Below are 19,992 nucleotides of genomic sequence, written 5' to 3'. Positions count from 1 at the left end.
AAGCAATCTATTGTTCGGTGGGAGTCCCTTGAAAAAAGGTTTGCTGCTCGGTCTTGCGGGCAAAATATTTCAATAATACATTGAGCATCACGCCATAGACCGGTAAGAAGAACAACATACAAATCAGTAGCTTGAACGTGTAATCCACCAAGGCGATTTCCACCCAGTTTGCCGCCATAAACGGGTCTGTACTACGGTAGAAAGCAATAAAGAAGAACGCCATGGTGTCACTGATATTACCAAAGAACATGGCAGCAGTCGGGGCCACCCACCAGGCACTACGCTGACGCAGGCGGTTAAACACTTGAACATCAAGAAATTGACCAAGTACATAAGCCATAAAGCTGGCAACTGCGATACGGGCCACCACCAGATTAAAATGGGTTAACGCCGGGGATCCTTGCCAGCTTCCCTGATAAAACAACGCTGAAATCAGGTATGAAATCAGCAGGGCGGGCACCATAACCGATAAAATAATACGGCGCGCCAAAGGAGCACCAAAAATCCGCACTGTCAGGTCGGTGGCTAAGAAGATAAACGGAAAGGTAAACGCCCCCCAGGTAGTGTGAAAACCGAAGATAGCGATCGGTAATTGCACCAGATAGTTGCTGGAGGTGATGATGACAATATGGAATAGCGATAGCCATACCAAAGCGGTCATCCGCTGTTGGGCAGTAAACGAAAACATAAATGTGACCTTTTTGGTTATTGGGGTGAGGGAACCCAAACAGAATGTGCCGTAATCTTCACGACGCGGCGGCATGATACGCGTTTGCGCAACGAATGCAATGGTTAATCTTAACGCAAACGATAGCGTTGCTTGCGCCTGAAAATCGACGGGGTAAACTAGCGTGCTTTATAAATAAAAACGGGTCTGCCTTATAAAAACGATGCTGCTTCATAAACAGAGAACCGCGATGACGGATATTTTTGCCAATCCAGATAAAATACTTGATGCTCTGGGGCTGCGCTGCCCGGAGCCGGTGATGATGGTTCGTAAAACGGTCCGGCATATGGACGACGGCCAAACGCTGTTGATTATTGCTGACGATCCGGCTACCACCCGTGATATTCCCAGTTTCTGCCGTTTTATGGATCACCAGTTGCTGGCGCAAGATACTGGGCAGACGCCGTATCGCTATTTGGTGAAAAAAGGAACAAAAGCGGAGTAACCCGCTTTTGCTCTGGCTGTTAAATATCCCGTTTGCGCAATAACCTTAAAGCATTGGCTGTCACCAGTGCTGTGGCACCGGAATCTGCTAATACTGCCATCCACAAACCGGTTAAACCCAATAGCGTGGTAATCAGGAAAATCCCTTTTAGCCCTAGTGCGATAGTAATATTTTGCCGAATAGTGGTGTTGGCTGCTCGTGATAACAGAATAATTTCTGCCAACCCGGTCAGCCGGTTATGGGTTAACGCGGCGTCGGCGGTTTCCAGCGCCACATCGGTGCCACTGCCCATGGCAATACCAATCGTGGCTGCCTTCATTGCCGGGGCGTCATTGATACCGTCCCCGACCATTACGGTAGGTTGTGTTGCATTCAAAGCCATAACCGCCTGTACTTTATCAGCGGGTAGCAATCCAGCACGGTAATCAATCCCCAGTTCGCTGGCAATTGCCGCCGCCGCCCGTGGATTATCACCGGTTAGCATCACACCTTGAATGCCTAACTTTTTAAGCGAATCAATGGCTTGTTTGGCATCGCTGCGTAAAGTGTCACGTAGCGCCAATAAACCAATAAACTTCTCATCTTCCAAAACTGCGACGGCTGTTTTGCCACCGCTTTCCAACTGGTCAAGCTGTGTTTGCCATTCGTCAGACAATAAGGTGGGTGACAACTTACTGGGCGCACTGACGCGGACGGTCAGACCGTTAACCACACCTTCAACGCCCACTCCCGCCAACGCGCGACGCTCACCCGCCAGTGGTAACATTGGGGTGTTCTGTTGTGCGCGTTGCATAATAGCAACCGCCAGCGGATGGTGTGATCCTACCTCGACCGCTGCTGCCAAGGTTAACAGGCGGATTTCACTCACGCCGGATACGGGCAGAATATCGGTAACTTTCGGTTTACCTTCCGTCAGGGTACCGGTTTTGTCGAAGGCGACAGTCTGAATGCGGCCAAGTTGTTCAAGTGCCGCGCCACCTTTAATCAGTGCACCGCGTCGTGTTGCAGCGGCCAACGCCGAAGTAATTGCTGCTGGCGTGGAAATGACTAATGCACACGGGCAACCAATCAACAGTAGTGTCAGACCCCGGTAAATCCAGCTTTCCCAAGGTTCGGCGAAAACTAAAGGCGGTACCAATATGACCAGCGCCGAGAGAAACATGATCGCCGGAGTATACACACGACTGAAACGATCAATGAAACGTTCAATAGGCGCGCGACGCTCTTCTGCTAATTCAATGAGTTGCAGAATACGGTCGATGGCATTATTGCCGGGTTCCGAGATCACCCGCATTTCAATGGCGCGATCGACCGACAAGCACCCAGCCGCCACTTTTTCGCCTTTCAGACGCTCAACAGGGATTGATTCCCCGGTAAGGGCACTTTCATCGAAACTGGCAAAAGGGGCCATTAATTCGGCATCTGCAGGCAGGCGGGCACCCGGTGCAATTTCAATAGTATCGCCAGGGCGCAAACTGGCGACAGGAACCTGTCTGCGCTCACCCTCTTTTAACAGCAAGGCTTCTTCCGGCACCAATGCCATCAATGCCGTTATCCCACGGCGCGCACGGTTTGCGGCATAGGATTCGAGCAATTCGCCGATCATAAACAGCAGCAATACCATCGCCGCTTCAGCGGTTGCGCCGATAAACACCGCGCCGATAGCGGCCACGCTCATCAAGGTTTCGATGGCAAAAGGTGTACCGGTGCGGATAAGTTTCCAGGCTTTGGTCGTAACGGGGATCAGCCCGACAAGTGTTGTTGCGGTGAATGCAAACTCACTTAGTGCAGGGCTAAATAATGAAATCCCCCAACTGATAAGCATCAGTGTGGTTAATAATGCTATTGGTAAATATTCACGAAAGCGCGATTCTGGCTCAGTGACTTTGTTTTCAGAAGTTGATTGGGTATCTATCAGGCTGAATCCAGCCTGTAGCACGGCCTGCTGAACTTGGACGCGAATATCCGAGCGCGCATCCACGACCAATTTTTGCGTAGCAAATAGCACTTTTGCCTTTTCAATGCCGGCCAGACCACTGAGGGCATTTTCAATCTTGCGAGCACAGCTTGGGCAGTCCATCCCCTTGACCTGCCAGCTAAATCGCGGGTTGCCAGAAGGCATAGCTGCCGTAAGTATGTCGCTTTCGTCATCATCCTCATTAGTGTGATTCTGACTACAACTCTCATTATTATGTGAGTGTTCACTTACTGAATTTGAGCTGTCATTGCTGGCGCTAGCCTTTTGTTGGCTGCTACAACCGGTTTGTTGTTTGGCATGAGTATGACCACAGCCGCAATTGCTGTGTGTATCAGTTGAATTCTTATGTTCAGAATGTGAATGCATGGTGCCTCCTGGTCAGGATTTAACAGGTATGGCAGCACTCTACACCTTGGAGTCAACTCCAGAGTCAAGGGGTGAATGAGAAGACTTACTAAACAGGCTGTTATGATTCGGAGGAAAGTCATCACTAAAGGAAAGCATCTTGTACTTGAGGTACCAACTCCGTCCCTGGAGCTGTCAAGCACATCAATCGGTTAAATAATGTGTTACCGCACTCACTTAATTACAAATACAGCGATCTGACAATCAGGAAGTGGCCAACAAAATAGCATCCAGCGACGATTGCGTCAGAAGCCCGAAAAGAAAAACGGTAGCGGTTCAACAGCCAGATAGTATGTGAAACCAACAATAACACCGTGCCTGCCAGCAATGAGAAGCTCAGATCCGTGCTACGGGCAAAGTACTGTTCACCGGCCATCCACACCATCAATAACGTCATGCCAATAAGGGCGATCACTGGCCAGCGCATCTCTTCCAACTGTGTCCAGATTGTCGCCAACAGCAATACACCGACGATGATCAAAACCAAGGGAAGTGGCCAGAACAGCGTGAATGTCATCTGGCTGGCAAAACTGAGGGTATACAGCAAATGAGAGAGGAAGAAAGCACCCAGAGCATAAAGTAAGCGCTCACTGGGTAGCAGCAATAGTGCATCAGCAACCAGCGTTGCCAGCAAGCCCAATACAATCAGATAGCCCGCAGGGCCAAGGATAGGTGCTTGCCAGGCAAGGAGCAGTAACAGTAACAGTGTGACAGGTTTGAATACCCAACGCTGCCAGCGTGGGCCCCGGTAAGTTGCATCAACAAACAACCAACCAGAAAAGAATACAGCAAGGAATGGCCAGCTCATTATTTATCCTTTTTCTATACAGGTTTTAGCAAAAGTACCTGTGTTGTAATGATAATCCGCAACGCTAATGACTCTGGGTATAGATCTGTTAAGTGTAAGGGATGGAAGCAAAGAGTGATAGCTAAGCGACAGTGATCAGCATAATTTGTGCCACTTAATGCGTAACAGTCCGCATAATCAGATTTAGGCGCAGAATCGGTTTGCGGAGGTCTTGGTCTTGTCTGGCCCGCATGTTATGTTAATGCCGATTTCCTTTCGCTAAATCAAAGGATAGAGGCAGTAACATCATGGCCAATGAACAATTACTTTATCGTATCCAGTTTATAAATAACGGTAAGAATTATCAGCTTTATGTCCGTGAGGTTGGCCCAAGTACTTTATTTGGGTTTATTGAAATTGCTGATTTTGTCTTCGATAGCCAATCAACATTGCTGGTCGATCCTTCAACCGAAAAACTGAAAACAGAATTTTCGGGTGTTAACCGTAGCTATATCCCCCTTCATTCGGTGATTCGTATCGATGCTGTGACCGAAAAGGGTAGCGCCCGGATCTCTGAATTAGGCAGTAACGTGATGAGCTTCCCCTATCTACCGGGTCATAAATCCTGAGTGATAGTCTTTCGACTCCATGTTTATTGATGGTAAATTATTTTGTAACTAATTGTATAAAAACAATTATCAATTTAAAAGCCAAATGGTCGCGTATGAGTAAACTGCCGTTATTATTTATTGCCGTGGTGGTATTGATAGCAGTGCTGGCAACTCGTCAGTACTGGCAAAAAAAACGGCAGGATGCAGCAAATGACCGCGCTCCAGTGCGTAGTTTGCAAGTTGAAGTTTTTGATAAAAAACAGCTATTATTTCCGGATCGTCGCTCACGCCAGCGTGAGGAGATTGTGGCTGAAGAAAAACGCTATGAAGTGTATTTTCGGCCACTTCTCAGTGAGATAGAGATAAAAAATGACAGTAAAATCAAAATGATACTGCCAAAGAAGGAATATAACCGTATTGAACTCGGTGTACAGGGAAGGCTACGTTTACAAGGTACCCGCTATATTAGTTTTACCCCAAATTCAGTCACCCAATAAATAACCTGCCGCTATGATAACTTGCAAAGTAATACGGTGGCGGATGGCACTACTTTTTAGGTAATGGCGGTTGTTTTTTTTGCCAAGCCAGTAATTCGAAAACGCCAAATACGAAAATTTTAAATTGTTGTAACCCACTGATGGGTTGGTCTTTGGGTTGGGTGGATCTAAGCAATACCAGTTGTAGGCCATGCATCAAAACCATAAATATCATAGCAACATTAATAAAATATTTTAAAGGCGTAGGGAACGGTTGAAGCAGGTTTAACAGTAAGAAAAACCATATTCCTAACATCAATAACCGGCCAAGATTAATCCACATGGTATTGCTCCTGTTATTTAATTGATTCCGCGTCTTGGTGCGTCTCTTTGCTACGAATATAGAGGCGATAGGAAACCTGGCCAGCAATTTTCTCCCGATGTAACTGCCAACTAGCAGGGACATCGGCCGCCGCGCTTTCTGCCTCCGCTTCAACATAAATCCAGGCATCAGCTTTCAGCCAGTTAAATTGCTCCAGTAAATTGATGGTTTCAGCCAATAAACCTTTACGAAAAGGGGGGTCAAGGAATACCAGATCGAAAGGTTGCCCCGGTTGAGCCAGCCATTGTAAAGAATTGGTATGCACTACTTGCCCATTTTCGGCACTCAGTAACGTCAGGTTGTTGCTTAATTGCTTAGCGACATGCCGATCAGCCTCCAACAGCACGGCCGTACCGGCATAACGGGACAGCGCTTCCAGCCCCAACGCGCCACTGCCCGCAAAGCAATCCAGGCATCGGGCACCTTGAATCATGGGTGCAAGCCAGTTAAACAATGTTTCCCTGACCCGATCGGTGGTAGGACGTAGCCCCGGGCTATCGGGCACTGGCAATTTGCGCCCTCGCCATTTACCGCCAATGATGCGGATTTGCCCTGCGGACTGTTGTGGCGCTTGTTTGACTATCGGTCGCTTTGCTGTAGGTCGCTTTGCCATGGTTCGCTTTACTTGAAAATTGGCCAGTATTGCAGCGCTGAATAAAAGAGTTAGCTGCTATTCTACCTATGTGTGCAGTGTGGGGGAAACGTTAAACCTTTGTTGATTGAATTCACAATAGAAACCAGCATCGTGTGCGTGTTGCTGTTCAGGGGAAAGTGATAGACTTGCGAACTATGATCTTATTTATGCAAACCCAACGTAATTAGAGTCCAAAATGGCAAAAGAAAAAAAACGTGGATTTTTTTCCTGGCTGGGTCTTGGCCGTCAGAATGAAGAATCAACAACAGGGCCATTGGCTACTGAAAAAGAAGCTGTCGCTGAGCCAATCGAAGAGCCGGCCATCAGCGAAAAACAGGCTGAAATCGTACCTGAAAGCACGCCCGCCGAGGTAGAACCACACCAACAGGTGGCTGAGCATCCTGCTGCAACTCCAGGTGAGTGGGATAGCGCTGCTGTCAGTGAGGCTGCTGTTGAAATACTGCCTGAAGTGGATACTGAACCCACGGCGCAGAGAGTTGAAGATCCCATCGATTTCTCTGCGGACCCTCAGTATTTACAACATCATTTCTCACAACGTCTGAGTGATGACGATAATATTACTGAATGGGATGAAGGCACCGTTAATGCGCCAGAGCTGCCGTTGATGGAAGATAACATCGTTATCGATACACCGGCGCGGCAGGAGCCAGTGGAAGAATTGCAGACTGAGATCGTCAAGGAATCTGCTGCCGTTAAAGAAGTCATTGTTGTTGAAGAAGAAATTACAGTTGAAGACGACATTGAGCTTGAAACTCAAGAAGAAATCGTACCGGTAGCCGCTCAGGAGCAAGAGCGACCCACCAAAGAAGGCTTTTTCGCCCGCTTAAAACGCAGCTTAATCAAAACCAAGCAGAATCTTGGTTCCGGTTTTATGGGGCTGTTCAGTGGTAAGAAAATTGACGACGATCTGTTTGAAGAGTTAGAAGAACAACTCCTGATCGCCGACGTTGGTGTCGAAACCACCCGTAAAATCATTACCTCTCTGACTGAGCATGCCAGCCGTAAGCAGCTAAAAGATGCGGAAGCGCTGTATGGCAAGCTCAAAGAGGAAATGTCTGAAATTCTGTCTAAAGTAGACAAACCATTGGATGTCAGTGGTAAAAGTCCATTTGTCATTTTAATGGTTGGCGTGAATGGCGTGGGTAAAACCACCACTATCGGTAAACTGGCGCGTCAATTCCAGGCTGAGGGCAAATCTGTCATGCTGGCAGCGGGTGATACTTTCCGTGCCGCTGCGGTAGAACAACTGCAAGTCTGGGGTGATCGCAACAAGATAGCTGTCGTGGCTCAGCATACCGGTGCAGACTCCGCTTCGGTGATTTTCGATGCTATTCAGGCCGCTAAAGCCCGTGGCATTGACGTACTGTTGGCAGATACTGCCGGGCGTCTGCAAAACAAAGCCCACCTGATGGAAGAGCTGAAGAAGATTGTCCGAGTGATGAAAAAGCTGGACGGCGACGCCCCTCATGAGGTTATGCTGACGTTGGATGCCAGTACCGGACAAAATGCGGTTAGTCAGGCGAAACTGTTTAATGAAGCTGTCGGTCTGACCGGAATTACGCTGACTAAGCTGGATGGTACCGCCAAGGGCGGAGTGATTTTTGCCATCGCAGACCAGTTCGGTATCCCAATCCGTTATATCGGTGTTGGGGAAGGTATAGAAGATTTGCGGCCATTTAAGGCTGACGATTTTATTGAGGCTCTTTTTGCCCGAGAGGATTAATACGGATGATTCGCTTTGAACAGGTCAGTAAAGCTTATCTGGGCGGTCGGCAGGCGCTGCAAGGGGTAGATTTTCATCTGCGTCCGGCGGAAATGGCGTTTCTGACTGGCCACTCTGGCGCAGGGAAAAGTACCCTGCTGAAACTGATTTGTGGTATCGAGCGCCCCAGTGCCGGCCATATTTGGTTTGGTGGTCATGATATCAGCCGCTTGAAAAGCCGTGAAGTGCCGTTCCTGCGCCGCCAGATCGGAATGATCTTCCAGGATCACCATCTGTTGTTGGACAGAACGGTCTATGACAATGTTGCCATGCCATTGATTATCGCCGGAGCCAGTACTGAAGACATCCGCCGCAGGGTGTCCGCAGCACTGGATAAAGTGGGGTTGTTGGATAAGGCGAAGAACTTCCCTATTCAACTTTCTGGTGGTGAACAACAGCGCGTTGGTATTGCCAGGGCGGTGGTGAATAAGCCCACAGTATTACTGGCAGATGAGCCAACCGGTAACCTGGATGATGCATTATCTGAAGGCATTTTACGTTTGTTTGAAGAATTTAACCGTGTGGGTGTCACCGTGTTGATGGCAACTCACGATACGTCGTTGATTGCCCGGCGGCGCTACCCGATTCTGACGCTGAGTCAGGGGCGGATGTCAGGAGCGCATGATGGCGAATAACGCGCAGAAAGCAAAAACCAAAGCGCTGAAAGGCGGTTGGCGCGAGCAGTGGCGCTATTCGTGGGTTAATGCTATTGCCGATATGATGCGGCAACCACTGGCGACGCTGCTAACTGTGATGGTGATTGCCATCTCACTGACACTGCCAAGTGTGTGCTATATCGTGTGGAAGAATGTCACTCAGGCAGCAGACCAATGGTATCCGACCCCACAGCTGACGGTCTATCTGGATAAAGCTCTGGATGATAATGCGGCTGAAAATGTGGTGACCACACTAAAAGCGGAAGCCGGTGTCGAGAAAGTTAACTACTTGTCGCGGGAAGAAGCGATGGGTGAGTTCCGCAACTGGTCCGGTTTTGGTGGTGCATTGGATATGCTGGAAGAAAACCCACTGCCAGCCGTTGCCATCATTACACCTAAGTTGGATTTCCAAAGCTCGGGGGCATTGGATACCCTGCGTGATCGGGTCAGCAAGGTGGAAGGCGTTGCTGAAGTTCGTATGGATGACAGCTGGTTTGCCCGTTTGGCAGCACTGACTGGCCTGGTGGGGCAGGTTGCAGCCATGATTGGCGTGTTGATGGTGGTCGCTGTGTTTCTGGTCATTGGTAATAGTGTGCGCCTGAGCATTTTCAGTCGTCGGGATACCATTAATGTAATGAAGCTGATTGGTGCTACCGATGGGTTTATCCTCCGGCCTTTCTTGAACGGCGGGGCGATGCTGGGCTTCGGTGGTGCAGTGTTATCGCTGATTCTATCTGAAGGGTTGGTGTGGAAGCTTGGTTCGGTTGTTACGCAGGTGGCAACGGTGTTCGGTACCCGTTTTACATTGCATGGTTTGAGCTGGGATGAGTGCCTACTGTTGGTTCTGGTCTCCACCATGATCGGCTGGATCGCTGCCTGGCTGGCGACGGTTCAACATTTACGCCGATTTACACCGCAGTAATGAATGTTTGTTATACTCTTTTCCTATAGTGTTCGGTTAAAGCAGGGAAAGAGGTGTTGTTCTCAGTCAATTCCATCTATTCTGCCTGATACGCATGATGGATTGCCTGCTAAGGATCTATACTCAAAAAGTGTGATCCAGGATGAACTTTTACGGCAATAATTAGTCATAGAACACAGTGAAATATTAAGGTGTCCGGCGCTTGAATCTGTTTAAACAGATGCTAAAATATTGGCGCTGGGATAAACCGCACTATTACCCAATAGATTTCAAGGTGCAGGAAGGTGGCAAGTAAGAGCCGCCAATACACCCGCAGTTTGAAAAATGACAGGTATAAACAAGCAATGAGAGGGTTTTGAATGACCAAAGAAATGCAAACTTTAGCCTTAGTACCCCAAGGTAGTCTGGAAGCCTATATTCGGGCTGCCAACACCTATCCGATGCTGACTGCAGAGGAAGAGCGGGAGCTGGCTGAACGGCTGCATTACCAGGGCGATCTGGAGGCGGCTAAACAGCTTATCCTGTCTCACCTGCGCTTTGTCGCTCATGTTGCCCGCAACTATTCCGGGTATGGTTTGCCGCAGGCTGACCTTATTCAGGAAGGTAATATTGGCTTGATGAAAGCGGTTCGTCGTTTTAACCCTGAAGTCGGGGTACGTCTGGTGTCCTTCGCTGTACACTGGATCAAAGCAGAAATTCACGAATATGTTCTGCGTAACTGGCGGATTGTAAAAGTTGCGACCACAAAAGCTCAGCGTAAATTGTTCTTCAATCTGCGTAAAACCAAGCAGCGTCTGGGTTGGTTTAATCAGGATGAAGTGGAGCTGGTTGCCAAAGAACTGGGTGTGACCAGTAAAGATGTTCGCGAGATGGAATCACGCATGTCCGCGCAGGATATGACATTCGATCCATCTCCAGATGACGAAGCTCGTGATGGCCAATCTATGGCACCCGTCCTGTATTTGCAGGATAAAACCTCTGACTTTGCCGACGGCATCGAAGAGGATAACTGGGATAACCACGCGGCAGATAAACTGTCTTATGCGATGGAAGGGTTGGACGAACGTAGCCAGCATATTATTCGTGCTCGTTGGCTGGACGATGACAACAAGTCAACATTGCAGGAACTGGCAGATCAGTATGGCGTATCTGCTGAACGTGTTCGTCAGCTTGAAAAGAATGCGATGAAAAAATTACGAATGGCGATTGAGGCCTAATACAGCGATACAAATGCTGTATGACTGATAAAAAGGGCGATATTATTATCGCCCTTTTGCTTTTCTGGCATTCGCGTTGGTGAAACCAGCGCTGTTATTATCGCTGCCAGCCCCGCGTGCCGCGGCTAAAACCACAGGCGCGCATAAAGCCATCCATTGCTTCACTGTTTGCCGCGGTCACCTGCGTATCCTGCAATTGCCAATATTGCACTACTGGTAGCTGGCGCAGCGTTTCTTCAATTAGATATAATCCCACACCGCGACGGCGCGTCACTTCTCTGACACACAAATCCTGCAGCTCCCCCTGCAGACCGTCAACAGTAACTTTAACCGCACCTAACAGACGTTCATTAAAACGCGCAGCAAACAGCGGCTTACCTTCGGTGATCCACTGTTGCCAGGCTGTGGGCTGTTGCTCAGGCCAAATCTTCGCTAAATCGATAAGATCCTGATGAGTAAGGGTTGTTAATCGTTCAATTGTCAATTTCATCGTCGATAGACCACAAAAATATAAGGGGAATAAGGCTGTGGTTTATTGTACTAGATCACCGGCCAGAGAGTTGTGTAAGTTTTTCTGTACGTTCATGGGTGAAAATGTTTTTTCACTACTGCATTTTCCGAGTTTTACCCGAGTAAAAGTTCACATAACCAGCACAACTCACTAGCAATTGCCTAAAACCCATTCAATTTAATCCTAATTTTATGCTGTTTACACCGCTTGTTTCTGCTTGTCTCAGTTGATTTGCAGCATAAAACTCCTGTTTAATGGCATGAAAAATAAAGTCTTATTAGAAAAAATATCACTTTTCAGACTAAATCATTATTACATATGAATAAAACGTTAAGACCAACACAATAAGCACGTTCACAATGACAGATGGGGAATTCGCGGATGAAATTAACAAAAGGTAAAATGTTGCTGGCTGGGTGTATCGCTATGGCAATGAGCCATTCTGTACTGGCGAAAGACATTAAAGTCGCCATTGTTGGCGCGATGTCTGGTCCAGTTGCCCAATATGGTGACATGGAATTTACCGGTGCACGTCAGGCTATTGCTGATATTAACGCCAAAGGTGGCATCAACGGCGATAAACTGGTTGGTGTGGAATACGATGACGCCTGCGATCCGAAACAAGCGGTAGCTGTTGCTAACAAGGTGATTAACGACGGTATCCGTTATGTTATCGGCCACCTGTGTTCTTCTTCAACTCAGCCTGCTTCAGATATTTATGAAGATGAAGGCGTGATCATGATTACCCCTGCGGCGACAAACGCTGATCTGACCACTCGTGGTTACAAAATGATCATGCGCACCACCGGTTTGGATTCCGATCAAGGCCCAACCGCGGCCAAATATATCCTTGAAACTATTAAACCTAAACGTATCGCGGTGGTACACGATAAACAGCAATACGGTGAAGGTTTGGCGCGATCGGTCCGTGACAGCCTGAAAAAGCAAGGTACAGAACCGGTGTTGTTTGAGGGTGTGACTGCGGGTGATAAAGATTTCTCCACCTTGGTTGCTCGTCTGAAGAAAGAGAACGTTGATTTCGTCTATTTCGGTGGTTACTACCCAGAGATGGGGCAAATTCTACGCCAGGCTAAGCAAGCGGGCCTGACAGCACGCTTTATGGGTCCTGAGGGAGTGGGTAACTCCTCACTGTCTAACATCGCCGGTGACGCTTCTGAAGGTATGCTGGTGACACTGCCTAAACGTTATGATCAGGTTCCTGCTAACCAACCTATTGTTGATGCGTTGAAAGCGAAAAAACTGGACCCGACTGGCCCATTCGTCTGGACTACCTATGCGGCACTGCAATCGCTGACCACGGCTATGGAACGTAGCGGCAGTCAGGAACCCGCTGATTTGGTCAAAGATCTGAAAACCGGTAAGCCGGTTGAAACAGTGATGGGGCCATTGAGCTGGGATGATAAAGGCGATCTGAAAGGGTTTGAGTTCGGTATTTTTGAATGGCATGCGGACGGTTCTTCTACCGCAGTCAAATAACAATAATATTAGAATTATCAAGTTTTAGGGTTGCTGTTGCAGCAATCCGGCCCCTTTTACCAACTGCATCCCCCCAGCTTTCGGGGGGACTTCCTCTCTGCACACAGTAGATAAGGCGCAGTTGTCTAGGGCAGCCAGACAAGTGAATCAAAGGGTTAGGGTATGTCAGAGCAGTTTCTTTATTTTCTGCAACAGATGTTCAACGGGGTTACGTTGGGCAGCACGTATGCGCTGATCGCCATTGGTTACACCATGGTGTACGGCATTATCGGCATGATCAACTTCGCTCACGGCGAAGTGTATATGATCAGCAGCTACGTTTCATTTATCGTGATCGCCGCATTGATGATGGTGGGGATCGACGCCAGTTGGTTATTGATCGGATCTGCTTTTCTCGTCTCGATAGTGATCGCCAGTACTTATGGCTGGAGTATTGAACGGGTGGCCTATAAACCGGTTCGTAGCTCCAAACGTTTGATCGCACTGATCTCAGCGATCGGGATGTCTATATTCCTACAAAACTACGTCAGCCTGACGCAAGGCTCGCGTGATCTGGCGCTCCCGAGTTTGGTGACTGGTCAGTGGACCTTAGCCGAAACCAACGGTTTTGCTGCGACCATCAGCACCATGCAACTGACTATTTGGATAGTCACCTTCTTGGCGATGCTGGCCTTAACACTGTTTATCCGCTATTCCCGTATGGGGCGGGCGTGCCGGGCCTGTGCTGAAGATTTGAAAATGGCCAGCCTGCTGGGCATTAATACTGACCGGGTTATCTCGCTGACCTTTGTTATCGGGGCACTAATGGCCGCGGTGGCGGGCGTATTGCTTGGCCAGTTCTATGGTGTGATTAACCCATATATCGGCTTTATGGCCGGTATGAAAGCCTTCACTGCAGCAGTATTGGGCGGTATCGGCAGTATTCCAGGCGCGATGATCGGTGGTTTGATTCTGGGTGTGGCTGAAGCCCTGACTTCTGCTTATTTCAGTACAGAATACAAAGATGCAGTCTCATTCGGACTTCTGATTGTTGTGCTGTTAGTCATGCCTACGGGGATCTTAGGCCGTCCGGAGGTTGAAAAAGTATGAAACAACTCAACTTCGTTAACGCCATTATTTCCAGTTTTGTTCTGCTCGTCCTGGCCTCGTTTGTGATGGGATTGCAGTTGCAGTTAGATGGCACCAAACTTATCGTACAAGGTGCGGCAGAAGTTCGCTGGCTGTGGATTGGCGCGGGTTGTCTTGTGGTCTTTTGCTTCCAACTGGTGCGTCCGCTCATACAGCAAAGTATAAAAAAAATCTCTGGTCCTGCATGGGTATTACCTAGCTTTGATGGCACCACACCTCGGCAGAAGTTATTAGCCGCAGCAATTATTATTGCCGCTATCGCCTGGCCGTTTCTGGTCTCTCGAGGTTCGGTAGATATCGCCACCCTGACACTGATTTACGTCATGCTGGGGCTAGGTTTGAATGTCGTTGTTGGGCTATCGGGCCTGCTAGTACTGGGGTACGGTGGGTTTTATGCCATTGGCGCTTATACCTATGCTCTGTTGAATCACTATTACGGTTTTGGCTTTTGGGAGAGTTTACCACTGGCGGGGATAGTCGCGGCACTGTCTGGTTTCTTACTGGGTTTCCCGGTATTACGGCTACGTGGTGATTATCTGGCTATCGTGACACTGGGTTTCGGTGAAATTGTCCGTATTTTGCTGCTCAACAATACGGAAATTACTGGCGGCCCGAACGGTATCAGCCAAATTCCTAAACCAACATTATTTGGTTTGGAGTTCAACCGCACTGCGAAAGGCGAGGGTTGGGATACCTTCCACAATTTCTTTGGCTTGGCTTATGATCCTAGTGACCGCATTATTTTCCTCTATCTGGTCGCGTTATTATTGGTGATTCTGACCCTGTTTGTGATTAACCGGTTGCTACGTATGCCGTTGGGACGGGCATGGGAAGCACTACGCGAAGATGAAATAGCCTGCCGTTCACTGGGCCTCAGCCCAACCAAAATCAAGCTGACAGCGTTTACCATCAGTGCTGCATTTGCCGGTTTTGCTGGCACATTATTCGCCGCCCGACAGGGTTTTGTCAGCCCGGAGTCCTTCACCTTTGTTGAGTCGGCTTTCGTGCTGGCGATTGTGGTATTAGGCGGGATGGGGTCGCAATTCGCTGTCATTTTGGCTGCTGTAATCTTGGTGGTTTCGCGCGAATTAATGCGTGATCTTAATGCTTACAGTATGTTGCTGTTGGGTGCATTGATGGTATTGATGATGATATGGCGTCCACAAGGTTTGCTGCCAATGAAACGGCCACAGTTGAAGCTAAAAGTGGCAGATATTAAGGCTAAGCAGGGGGATCAAGCATGAGTGCGCAACCTTTGTTAGCCGTTGAGGGACTGTCGATGCGCTTTGGTGGGTTACTGGCGGTGAACAACGTTGGTTTAACCCTCAATCAAGGCGAGATTGTTTCGCTGATTGGCCCGAACGGGGCTGGCAAAACCACCATTTTTAACTGTCTGACCGGTTTTTATCGTCCAACTGGCGGCACCATTAAGTTACGTGATCGTCATCTTGAAGGGCTTCCTGGTCAGATGATTGCTCGTATGGGCGTGGTTCGGACTTTCCAGCACGTGCGGTTGTTCCGTGAGATGACGGTGGTGGAGAATCTGCTGGTAGCTCAGCATCAGCATCTCAAAAGTGGTGTTTTTGCTGGCTTGCTGAAAACGCCGGGCTTTAGGCGTGCAGAGGCTGATGCGTTGGAACGGTCGGCAACCTGGTTGGAGCGTGTCGGGCTATTGGACTTGGCCAATCGACAGGCAGGGAATCTGTCCTATGGTCAGCAACGGCGCTTGGAAATTGCTCGTTGTATGGTGACCCGTCCTGAGTTATTGATGTTAGATGAACCGGCGGCAGGCTTGAATCCGAAAGAAACTGATGAACTGAATCGGTTGATTATGGAGTTGCGTGATCAACATCAGGTATCGGTGCTGTTAATTGAGCATGATATGAAACTGGTGATGGGGATTTCTGATCGTATCTATGTGGTGAATCAGGGAACACCGTTAGCACAAGGCATACCCGCAGAAATTCGCAATAACCCGGATGTGATTCGGGCCTACTTGGGTGAGTAACCTTATTTTAGCTAAATGGAAAATGGGCGAGGGATAAACATAGTATGTTGTCATTTAATAAAGTTTCAGCCCATTACGGCAAAATTCAGGCATTGCACCAGGTTAGTCTACATATTCAACAAGGTGAGATAGTTACGCTGATTGGTGCCAACGGTGCGGGTAAAACTACACTATTGGGAACATTATGTGGCGAGCCACGCGCGACTGAGGGCAGTATTGTTTTCGGTGAGCAGGATATTACTGACTGGCAGACTGCGCGCATTATGCGTGAGGCGATTGCTATTGTGCCGGAAGGCCGCCGAGTATTTGCGCGTATGACCGTTGAAGAGAATCTGGCGATGGGGGGATTTTTTGCCGATCGTCAGCAATACCAGCAGCGTATTGAACGGGTTTATGATTTGTTCCCACGGTTGTTTGAACGGCGTGTTCAGCGCGCCGGAACCATGTCAGGTGGTGAGCAACAGATGTTGGCGATAGGCCGTGCGCTGATGAGCCAGCCAAAATTGCTGCTGTTGGATGAACCTTCATTAGGATTAGCACCGATCATCATTCTGCAAATATTTGATACGATTCAACAATTGCGGGAAGAGGGGATGACCATTTTCCTGGTTGAGCAGAACGCAAATCAGGCTTTGAAATTGGCAGACCGTGGTTATGTGCTGGAGAATGGCCGCATTGTCCTGGAAGATACGGGTGCTGCTTTGCTGGCGAATGAAGCGGTACGCTCCGCTTATTTGGGCGGTTAAGTATTCGGTTGTTTTAATGTTGGATGGTAAGGTAAGGCCCGTTATCGGGCCTTATTTATTATGAGTCCCCAGTTATCGGATAAGCTTTATGATAAAGGCGTAATGGTAAAATTCAATGTGTCGCTATAGCTGCCTTTATCAGTTGTCTCCGTGCTAAAGAGGTTAATTTCGGCACTGAAGCAAATATTTTCATTTACTGACTGCTCTGGTATTTGGTGCAGGGTTGCTAATTCCATCATGCGACCGTAACTATTGGGGAATTGATCGACGGAACCATCGTAGTTGAACTGCTCTATCTGGTAATGAATAACTTTATCACCATCTTTTAATTGGAAGTAATTACTATTTGGGGATAACCCATTCAAATTGTTGATCTGTATATTATACTTAGCCGTCTCTCGTATCCCCCTTGTTTGGTAATTAATACAAAACTCAACCTGTTCGTGATTTATTGAATGGGTATCTGTATTGAGTAGTTCATCCAGTTGAATCGCCCCTAATTGCCATGTTGCTGGTGATAGACTGAATTTAGGGTCAATTGTCATCTCATCGGGTGCCCCGCTAGTCTGGGGATAGAAATGTGCGCATTGTTTACCTGATGAGCCAAAAGAGACACCATTTGATGAAAATAAAGAATACTGCTGTTCACCTATATTAAGTACGCCACCCACTGTTGCACCTATTCTGATAGATTGAAGAGCATTAGCAGCAATTCTGAACGACACATCATAGTATGTATTGCTAAATACATCTGAGCCTCCATCAAATTTTATGTTTTGAGTATTATTGTTCGTACTGATGGGGTTAATTCCATTGAGATAAATATCACTAATAGCATGAGATGGAATGCTTAAATCTGGCGTACCATCAGTTTTATAAACATAAATAGAGAGCATGGCTTGATTTGGGGTCAATGTAATGGCTTCGCTATTAGGGATGTTACCCCTACCCTGATTATATTGTATTTTATGAGGGTCAAATGGTGTGTCCGCATGATGAGCGCGAAAAGAAACCTGCACGCTATTATCTTCTAATACTGTTATAGAACAGTTAGAATATCGCTGGATATAGGGATAGAAGTAGGGGTTGGCTATCGCTATTGGTTGTATTATCAACCACAATAACCCCATAAAGAATAGTTTATTTTTAACCTTCACTTGATTGTCTCTCCATGACTGTCAGTTATTTTTTTCAGCTATTTGTTTCAAACAATAATGTCAATTGCCCGTGATATTTTCCCGCAGTATTTTTCCCGCGAGGTGCCTGTGCGGAAATCTGCAATAAATAGTGAGTGCTGGTTTGACGGCTTGTACTGTTATCGACATAAAATGTTTCGGGGATGGCCGACAATAGGCGTAGATTGGTGTGATCACTTCCCCAGCGTATTTCAGCAGGAGAGAACTCTTGATGATCCTGAATGTTAGACACCATTGGATGACCCTGCTGAGTAACGCCACGCAAAATAATTGCGTGGCGGGTGAGTATCAGCGGGTTTTTCACTGAGATACGATATCCATCTTGCTCGTGTAATTTTACGGTTATCGGGACTTCCGTCTGATAAATCGAGGGATTTTCTACATTACTTTTTAGTTGGATACGGTTGTACCAACCACCCCCTGGTTTTTCGACCTTAATTAGAGGTTGTGTAATCACATCTAATTTGACTTCAATACCTCCCAATGGAATAGCATCTGCCTTAACCTGCAAGGGAAGTAATAGGGATAGGACGACTATTTTGATTATGTTCATCATGTTCCTTATCTTTAACCCGCTGAGCATCGCAAGTTAAACGTTTTATCCTCAACCATCCCGTTAATATGCCTGGCTGCCAGTTGCCGATGCTGATCGGGATAAAGATTAAAATCATTGATAATCTGCCCTTGGGCCGCTAATTGGTGCCACTGTAGACGGATATTGCCGGTATTGTGTAATTCCACGGCTCCGTTAATACAGCGGTGCGACCATTGGGGTTGCAGGGCGTCAGGTAGGTGCCTAACCAGCCCCATATAACTTAGTTGCACACCCAATACAGCACCATTACCGTTGACGTTCCGGTTATGCACCGGAGTCACCGCTAATCGATAAACCTGCTCTTTATCAGGTGTGCTAAGTGCTTTCAGAAATATTTTCCCGCTCTGTTTTGGCCCAAGAGTCAGTTTTGCTGGAGCAGCAAACAGCGTGGGTTGCGGTTGCTCGCCGACCGGGGTTAGTGACTCCAGCTCAGGTAACTCACCTGGGTTATTGAGTCGATACAGTTGCACCGTGACGTACTGAGGTTCTGAACCATGATTGATTACCGTGACCACCGTACTCTCCTGTTGGATTTCCAGGACATGTGGCTGAATATCTATTGCGGCCAAAGTACCGAGTGGCAGAAGACTAGTCGCAACGAACAGTAAAGGTTTCATTATCGGCTTCACCGCTAAGTTGTTTGGCTGACAGGCTGACAGGCTGACTGGTATGCCGGGATACAGATTCAGGCTGTCGGTTAGGGTTGGGTTATTACTTGATTTCAATTGCGTAAATTTGCTATGGACTGTGCCGATGGAGGTCAGCGTGAGAGTACCGCTCGGCAAGCATTGATGTTGCCAGTGACGAGTTTGAGCGGCCAAGGGCGGCACATGATGAACCAATACTCCATAACCAATACTGATGGTCATTGGTGTGTGGATTTTGTTTTTGTCTTCACTATTCCCGACAGCTTTAATATCAACGACTGGATTGATATAAAGGCGATATAGGGTTTCTTGAGCCGGAGATTTTAAAGGCAATAACTTAATGTCACGTTTCTGCTTTGGCCCTAAGGTGATCCGGTTAGGGTTAAAAATCATTTCAGGTTGGCTGATATCACTTATTAGTGTCTTTTGTTCCGGGGTTACTCCGGGGTTATCCACTCGTTGTAACGTGATATCCAGATAAAGCGGTTTATCACCACTGTTATAAACCTGCACGGTTCGATGCTGATCCAACGCTTCGACTGTGGTGCGGGTAGGGATAGCCATTAATTGCCCATAGGTTGCGGTAATTGAGGCCAGCAGTAAGGCGATAGTGGAGAATAAATAAGCGTATTTCATAACTA

Annotated in this window: 21 protein-coding genes and 1 pseudogene; 12 read left to right on the top strand and 10 right to left on the bottom strand. The window is 47.8% G+C overall.

From position 1 onward, the window contains the following. Positions 1–7: 7 nt before the first annotated feature. Positions 8–688, bottom strand: a complete 681-nt coding sequence (locus tag AEP37_RS03765) for a 7-cyano-7-deazaguanine/7-aminomethyl-7-deazaguanine transporter (protein WP_049610103.1) — start codon at positions 686–688, stop codon at positions 8–10. Between the two features lie 229 nt (positions 689–917). Here AEP37_RS03765 and tusA point away from each other — a divergent pair, with 229 nt between their 5' ends. Next, positions 918–1,172, top strand: a complete 255-nt coding sequence (tusA, locus tag AEP37_RS03760) for a sulfurtransferase TusA (RefSeq protein WP_049610100.1) — start codon at positions 918–920, stop codon at positions 1,170–1,172. Positions 1,173–1,191: 19 nt separating this feature from the next. Here tusA and AEP37_RS03755 read toward each other — a convergent pair whose 3' ends face one another. Next, positions 1,192–3,516, bottom strand: a complete 2,325-nt coding sequence (locus AEP37_RS03755; protein ID WP_049610095.1) for a zinc/cadmium/mercury/lead-transporting ATPase — start codon at positions 3,514–3,516, stop codon at positions 1,192–1,194. A gap of 220 nt (positions 3,517–3,736) precedes the next feature. Beyond that, positions 3,737–4,363, bottom strand: coding sequence for a lysoplasmalogenase (locus AEP37_RS03750; RefSeq protein ID WP_049610090.1), 627 nt, complete (start codon positions 4,361–4,363; stop codon positions 3,737–3,739). Between the two features lie 287 nt (positions 4,364–4,650). On the opposite strand from AEP37_RS03750, the gene AEP37_RS03745 reads away from it, so the two are divergent. Both AEP37_RS03745 and AEP37_RS03740 read left to right on the top strand, forming a co-directional pair. Then, positions 4,651–4,971, top strand: coding sequence for a DUF1820 family protein (locus tag AEP37_RS03745; protein WP_049610087.1), 321 nt, complete (start codon positions 4,651–4,653; stop codon positions 4,969–4,971). 95 nt (positions 4,972–5,066) lie between these two features. Beyond that, positions 5,067–5,450, top strand: a complete 384-nt coding sequence (locus AEP37_RS03740; RefSeq protein WP_049610084.1) for a DUF2500 domain-containing protein — start codon at positions 5,067–5,069, stop codon at positions 5,448–5,450. Positions 5,451–5,499: 49 nt separating this feature from the next. Here the strand turns inward: AEP37_RS03740 and AEP37_RS03735 are convergent, their stop codons facing one another. Beyond that, entirely contained in the window at positions 5,500–5,772 is a 273-nt protein-coding gene (locus AEP37_RS03735; protein WP_049610083.1) for a DUF1145 family protein, read from the bottom strand. Between the two features lie 13 nt (positions 5,773–5,785). Further along, positions 5,786–6,424, bottom strand: coding sequence for a 16S rRNA (guanine(966)-N(2))-methyltransferase (gene rsmD, locus AEP37_RS03730; RefSeq protein WP_049610081.1), 639 nt, complete (start codon positions 6,422–6,424; stop codon positions 5,786–5,788). A 217-nt stretch (positions 6,425–6,641) separates the two neighbouring features. On the opposite strand from rsmD, the gene ftsY reads away from it, so the two are divergent. The 4 genes from ftsY (at position 6,642) to rpoH (ending at position 11,023) form a co-directional block, all read left to right on the top strand. Then, entirely contained in the window at positions 6,642–8,189 is a 1,548-nt protein-coding gene (gene ftsY, locus AEP37_RS03725) for a signal recognition particle-docking protein FtsY (protein ID WP_049610079.1), read from the top strand. 5 nt (positions 8,190–8,194) lie between these two features. Continuing rightward, positions 8,195–8,863 (top strand): cell division ATP-binding protein FtsE, encoded by a 669-nt coding sequence (ftsE, locus tag AEP37_RS03720; RefSeq protein WP_049610078.1) that lies wholly within the window; start codon positions 8,195–8,197, stop codon positions 8,861–8,863. Next, the gene (gene ftsX / locus AEP37_RS03715) at positions 8,853–9,806 is read left to right on the top strand and encodes a permease-like cell division protein FtsX (RefSeq protein ID WP_049610076.1); all 954 of its coding nucleotides are present in this window, start codon (positions 8,853–8,855) and stop codon (positions 9,804–9,806) included. Before ftsE ends, ftsX begins: the two co-directional genes overlap by 11 nt. A gap of 359 nt (positions 9,807–10,165) precedes the next feature. Further along, complete coding sequence (gene rpoH / locus AEP37_RS03710; protein WP_049610075.1) at positions 10,166–11,023, top strand: RNA polymerase sigma factor RpoH; 858 nt, start codon at positions 10,166–10,168, stop codon at positions 11,021–11,023. A gap of 97 nt (positions 11,024–11,120) precedes the next feature. Here the strand turns inward: rpoH and panM are convergent, their stop codons facing one another. Beyond that, positions 11,121–11,513 carry an aspartate 1-decarboxylase autocleavage activator PanM gene (gene panM / locus AEP37_RS03705; protein WP_049610072.1) on the bottom strand — a complete coding sequence of 131 codons (393 nt, stop codon included), beginning with the start codon at positions 11,511–11,513 and terminating at the stop codon, positions 11,121–11,123. A gap of 402 nt (positions 11,514–11,915) precedes the next feature. Here panM and AEP37_RS03700 point away from each other — a divergent pair, with 402 nt between their 5' ends. From AEP37_RS03700 to livF, 5 genes are all read left to right on the top strand, one after another. After that, complete coding sequence (locus tag AEP37_RS03700; RefSeq protein ID WP_049610070.1) at positions 11,916–13,031, top strand: branched-chain amino acid ABC transporter substrate-binding protein; 1,116 nt, start codon at positions 11,916–11,918, stop codon at positions 13,029–13,031. Between the two features lie 162 nt (positions 13,032–13,193). Beyond that, positions 13,194–14,120: a high-affinity branched-chain amino acid ABC transporter permease LivH gene (gene livH / locus AEP37_RS03695; protein WP_049610069.1), complete on the top strand. Its 927-nt coding sequence runs from the start codon at positions 13,194–13,196 to the stop codon at positions 14,118–14,120. Beyond that, positions 14,117–15,403 (top strand): high-affinity branched-chain amino acid ABC transporter permease LivM, encoded by a 1,287-nt coding sequence (locus tag AEP37_RS03690; RefSeq protein ID WP_049610065.1) that lies wholly within the window; start codon positions 14,117–14,119, stop codon positions 15,401–15,403. Before livH ends, AEP37_RS03690 begins: the two co-directional genes overlap by 4 nt. Further along, on the top strand, positions 15,400–16,167 hold the full coding sequence (gene livG, locus AEP37_RS03685) for a high-affinity branched-chain amino acid ABC transporter ATP-binding protein LivG (RefSeq protein ID WP_049610060.1): 768 nt from the start codon (positions 15,400–15,402) through the stop codon (positions 16,165–16,167). The genes AEP37_RS03690 and livG overlap by 4 nt, the downstream gene beginning before the upstream one ends. 44 nt (positions 16,168–16,211) lie before the next feature. Continuing rightward, complete coding sequence (livF, locus tag AEP37_RS03680; protein ID WP_049610057.1) at positions 16,212–16,913, top strand: high-affinity branched-chain amino acid ABC transporter ATP-binding protein LivF; 702 nt, start codon at positions 16,212–16,214, stop codon at positions 16,911–16,913. A gap of 86 nt (positions 16,914–16,999) precedes the next feature. On the opposite strand, the gene AEP37_RS03675 is transcribed toward livF, so the two are convergent. The 4 genes and pseudogenes from AEP37_RS03675 to AEP37_RS03660 form a co-directional block, all read right to left on the bottom strand. Beyond that, positions 17,000–18,070 (bottom strand): hypothetical protein, encoded by a 1,071-nt coding sequence (locus AEP37_RS03675; RefSeq protein WP_049610052.1) that lies wholly within the window; start codon positions 18,068–18,070, stop codon positions 17,000–17,002. Positions 18,071–18,104: 34 nt separating this feature from the next. Further along, positions 18,105–18,662, bottom strand: a complete 558-nt coding sequence (locus AEP37_RS03670; protein ID WP_049610049.1) for a hypothetical protein — start codon at positions 18,660–18,662, stop codon at positions 18,105–18,107. Between the two features lie 14 nt (positions 18,663–18,676). Beyond that, on the bottom strand, positions 18,677–19,321 hold the full coding sequence (locus AEP37_RS03665) for a hypothetical protein (protein ID WP_049610341.1): 645 nt from the start codon (positions 19,319–19,321) through the stop codon (positions 18,677–18,679). Beyond that, a pseudogene (locus AEP37_RS03660) lies at positions 19,293–19,987 on the bottom strand (pilus assembly protein). Before AEP37_RS03660 ends, AEP37_RS03665 begins: the two are co-directional and overlap by 29 nt. Positions 19,988–19,992 lie beyond the last annotated feature (5 nt).

The sequence above is a fragment of the Yersinia pekkanenii genome (assembly GCF_001152565.1).
GTDB classification, from domain to species: Bacteria; Pseudomonadota; Gammaproteobacteria; order Enterobacterales; family Enterobacteriaceae; genus Yersinia; species Yersinia pekkanenii.
The sequence above is the reverse complement of the archived record's forward strand: the minus strand, read 5'-3'. Positions and strand labels throughout refer to the sequence as shown.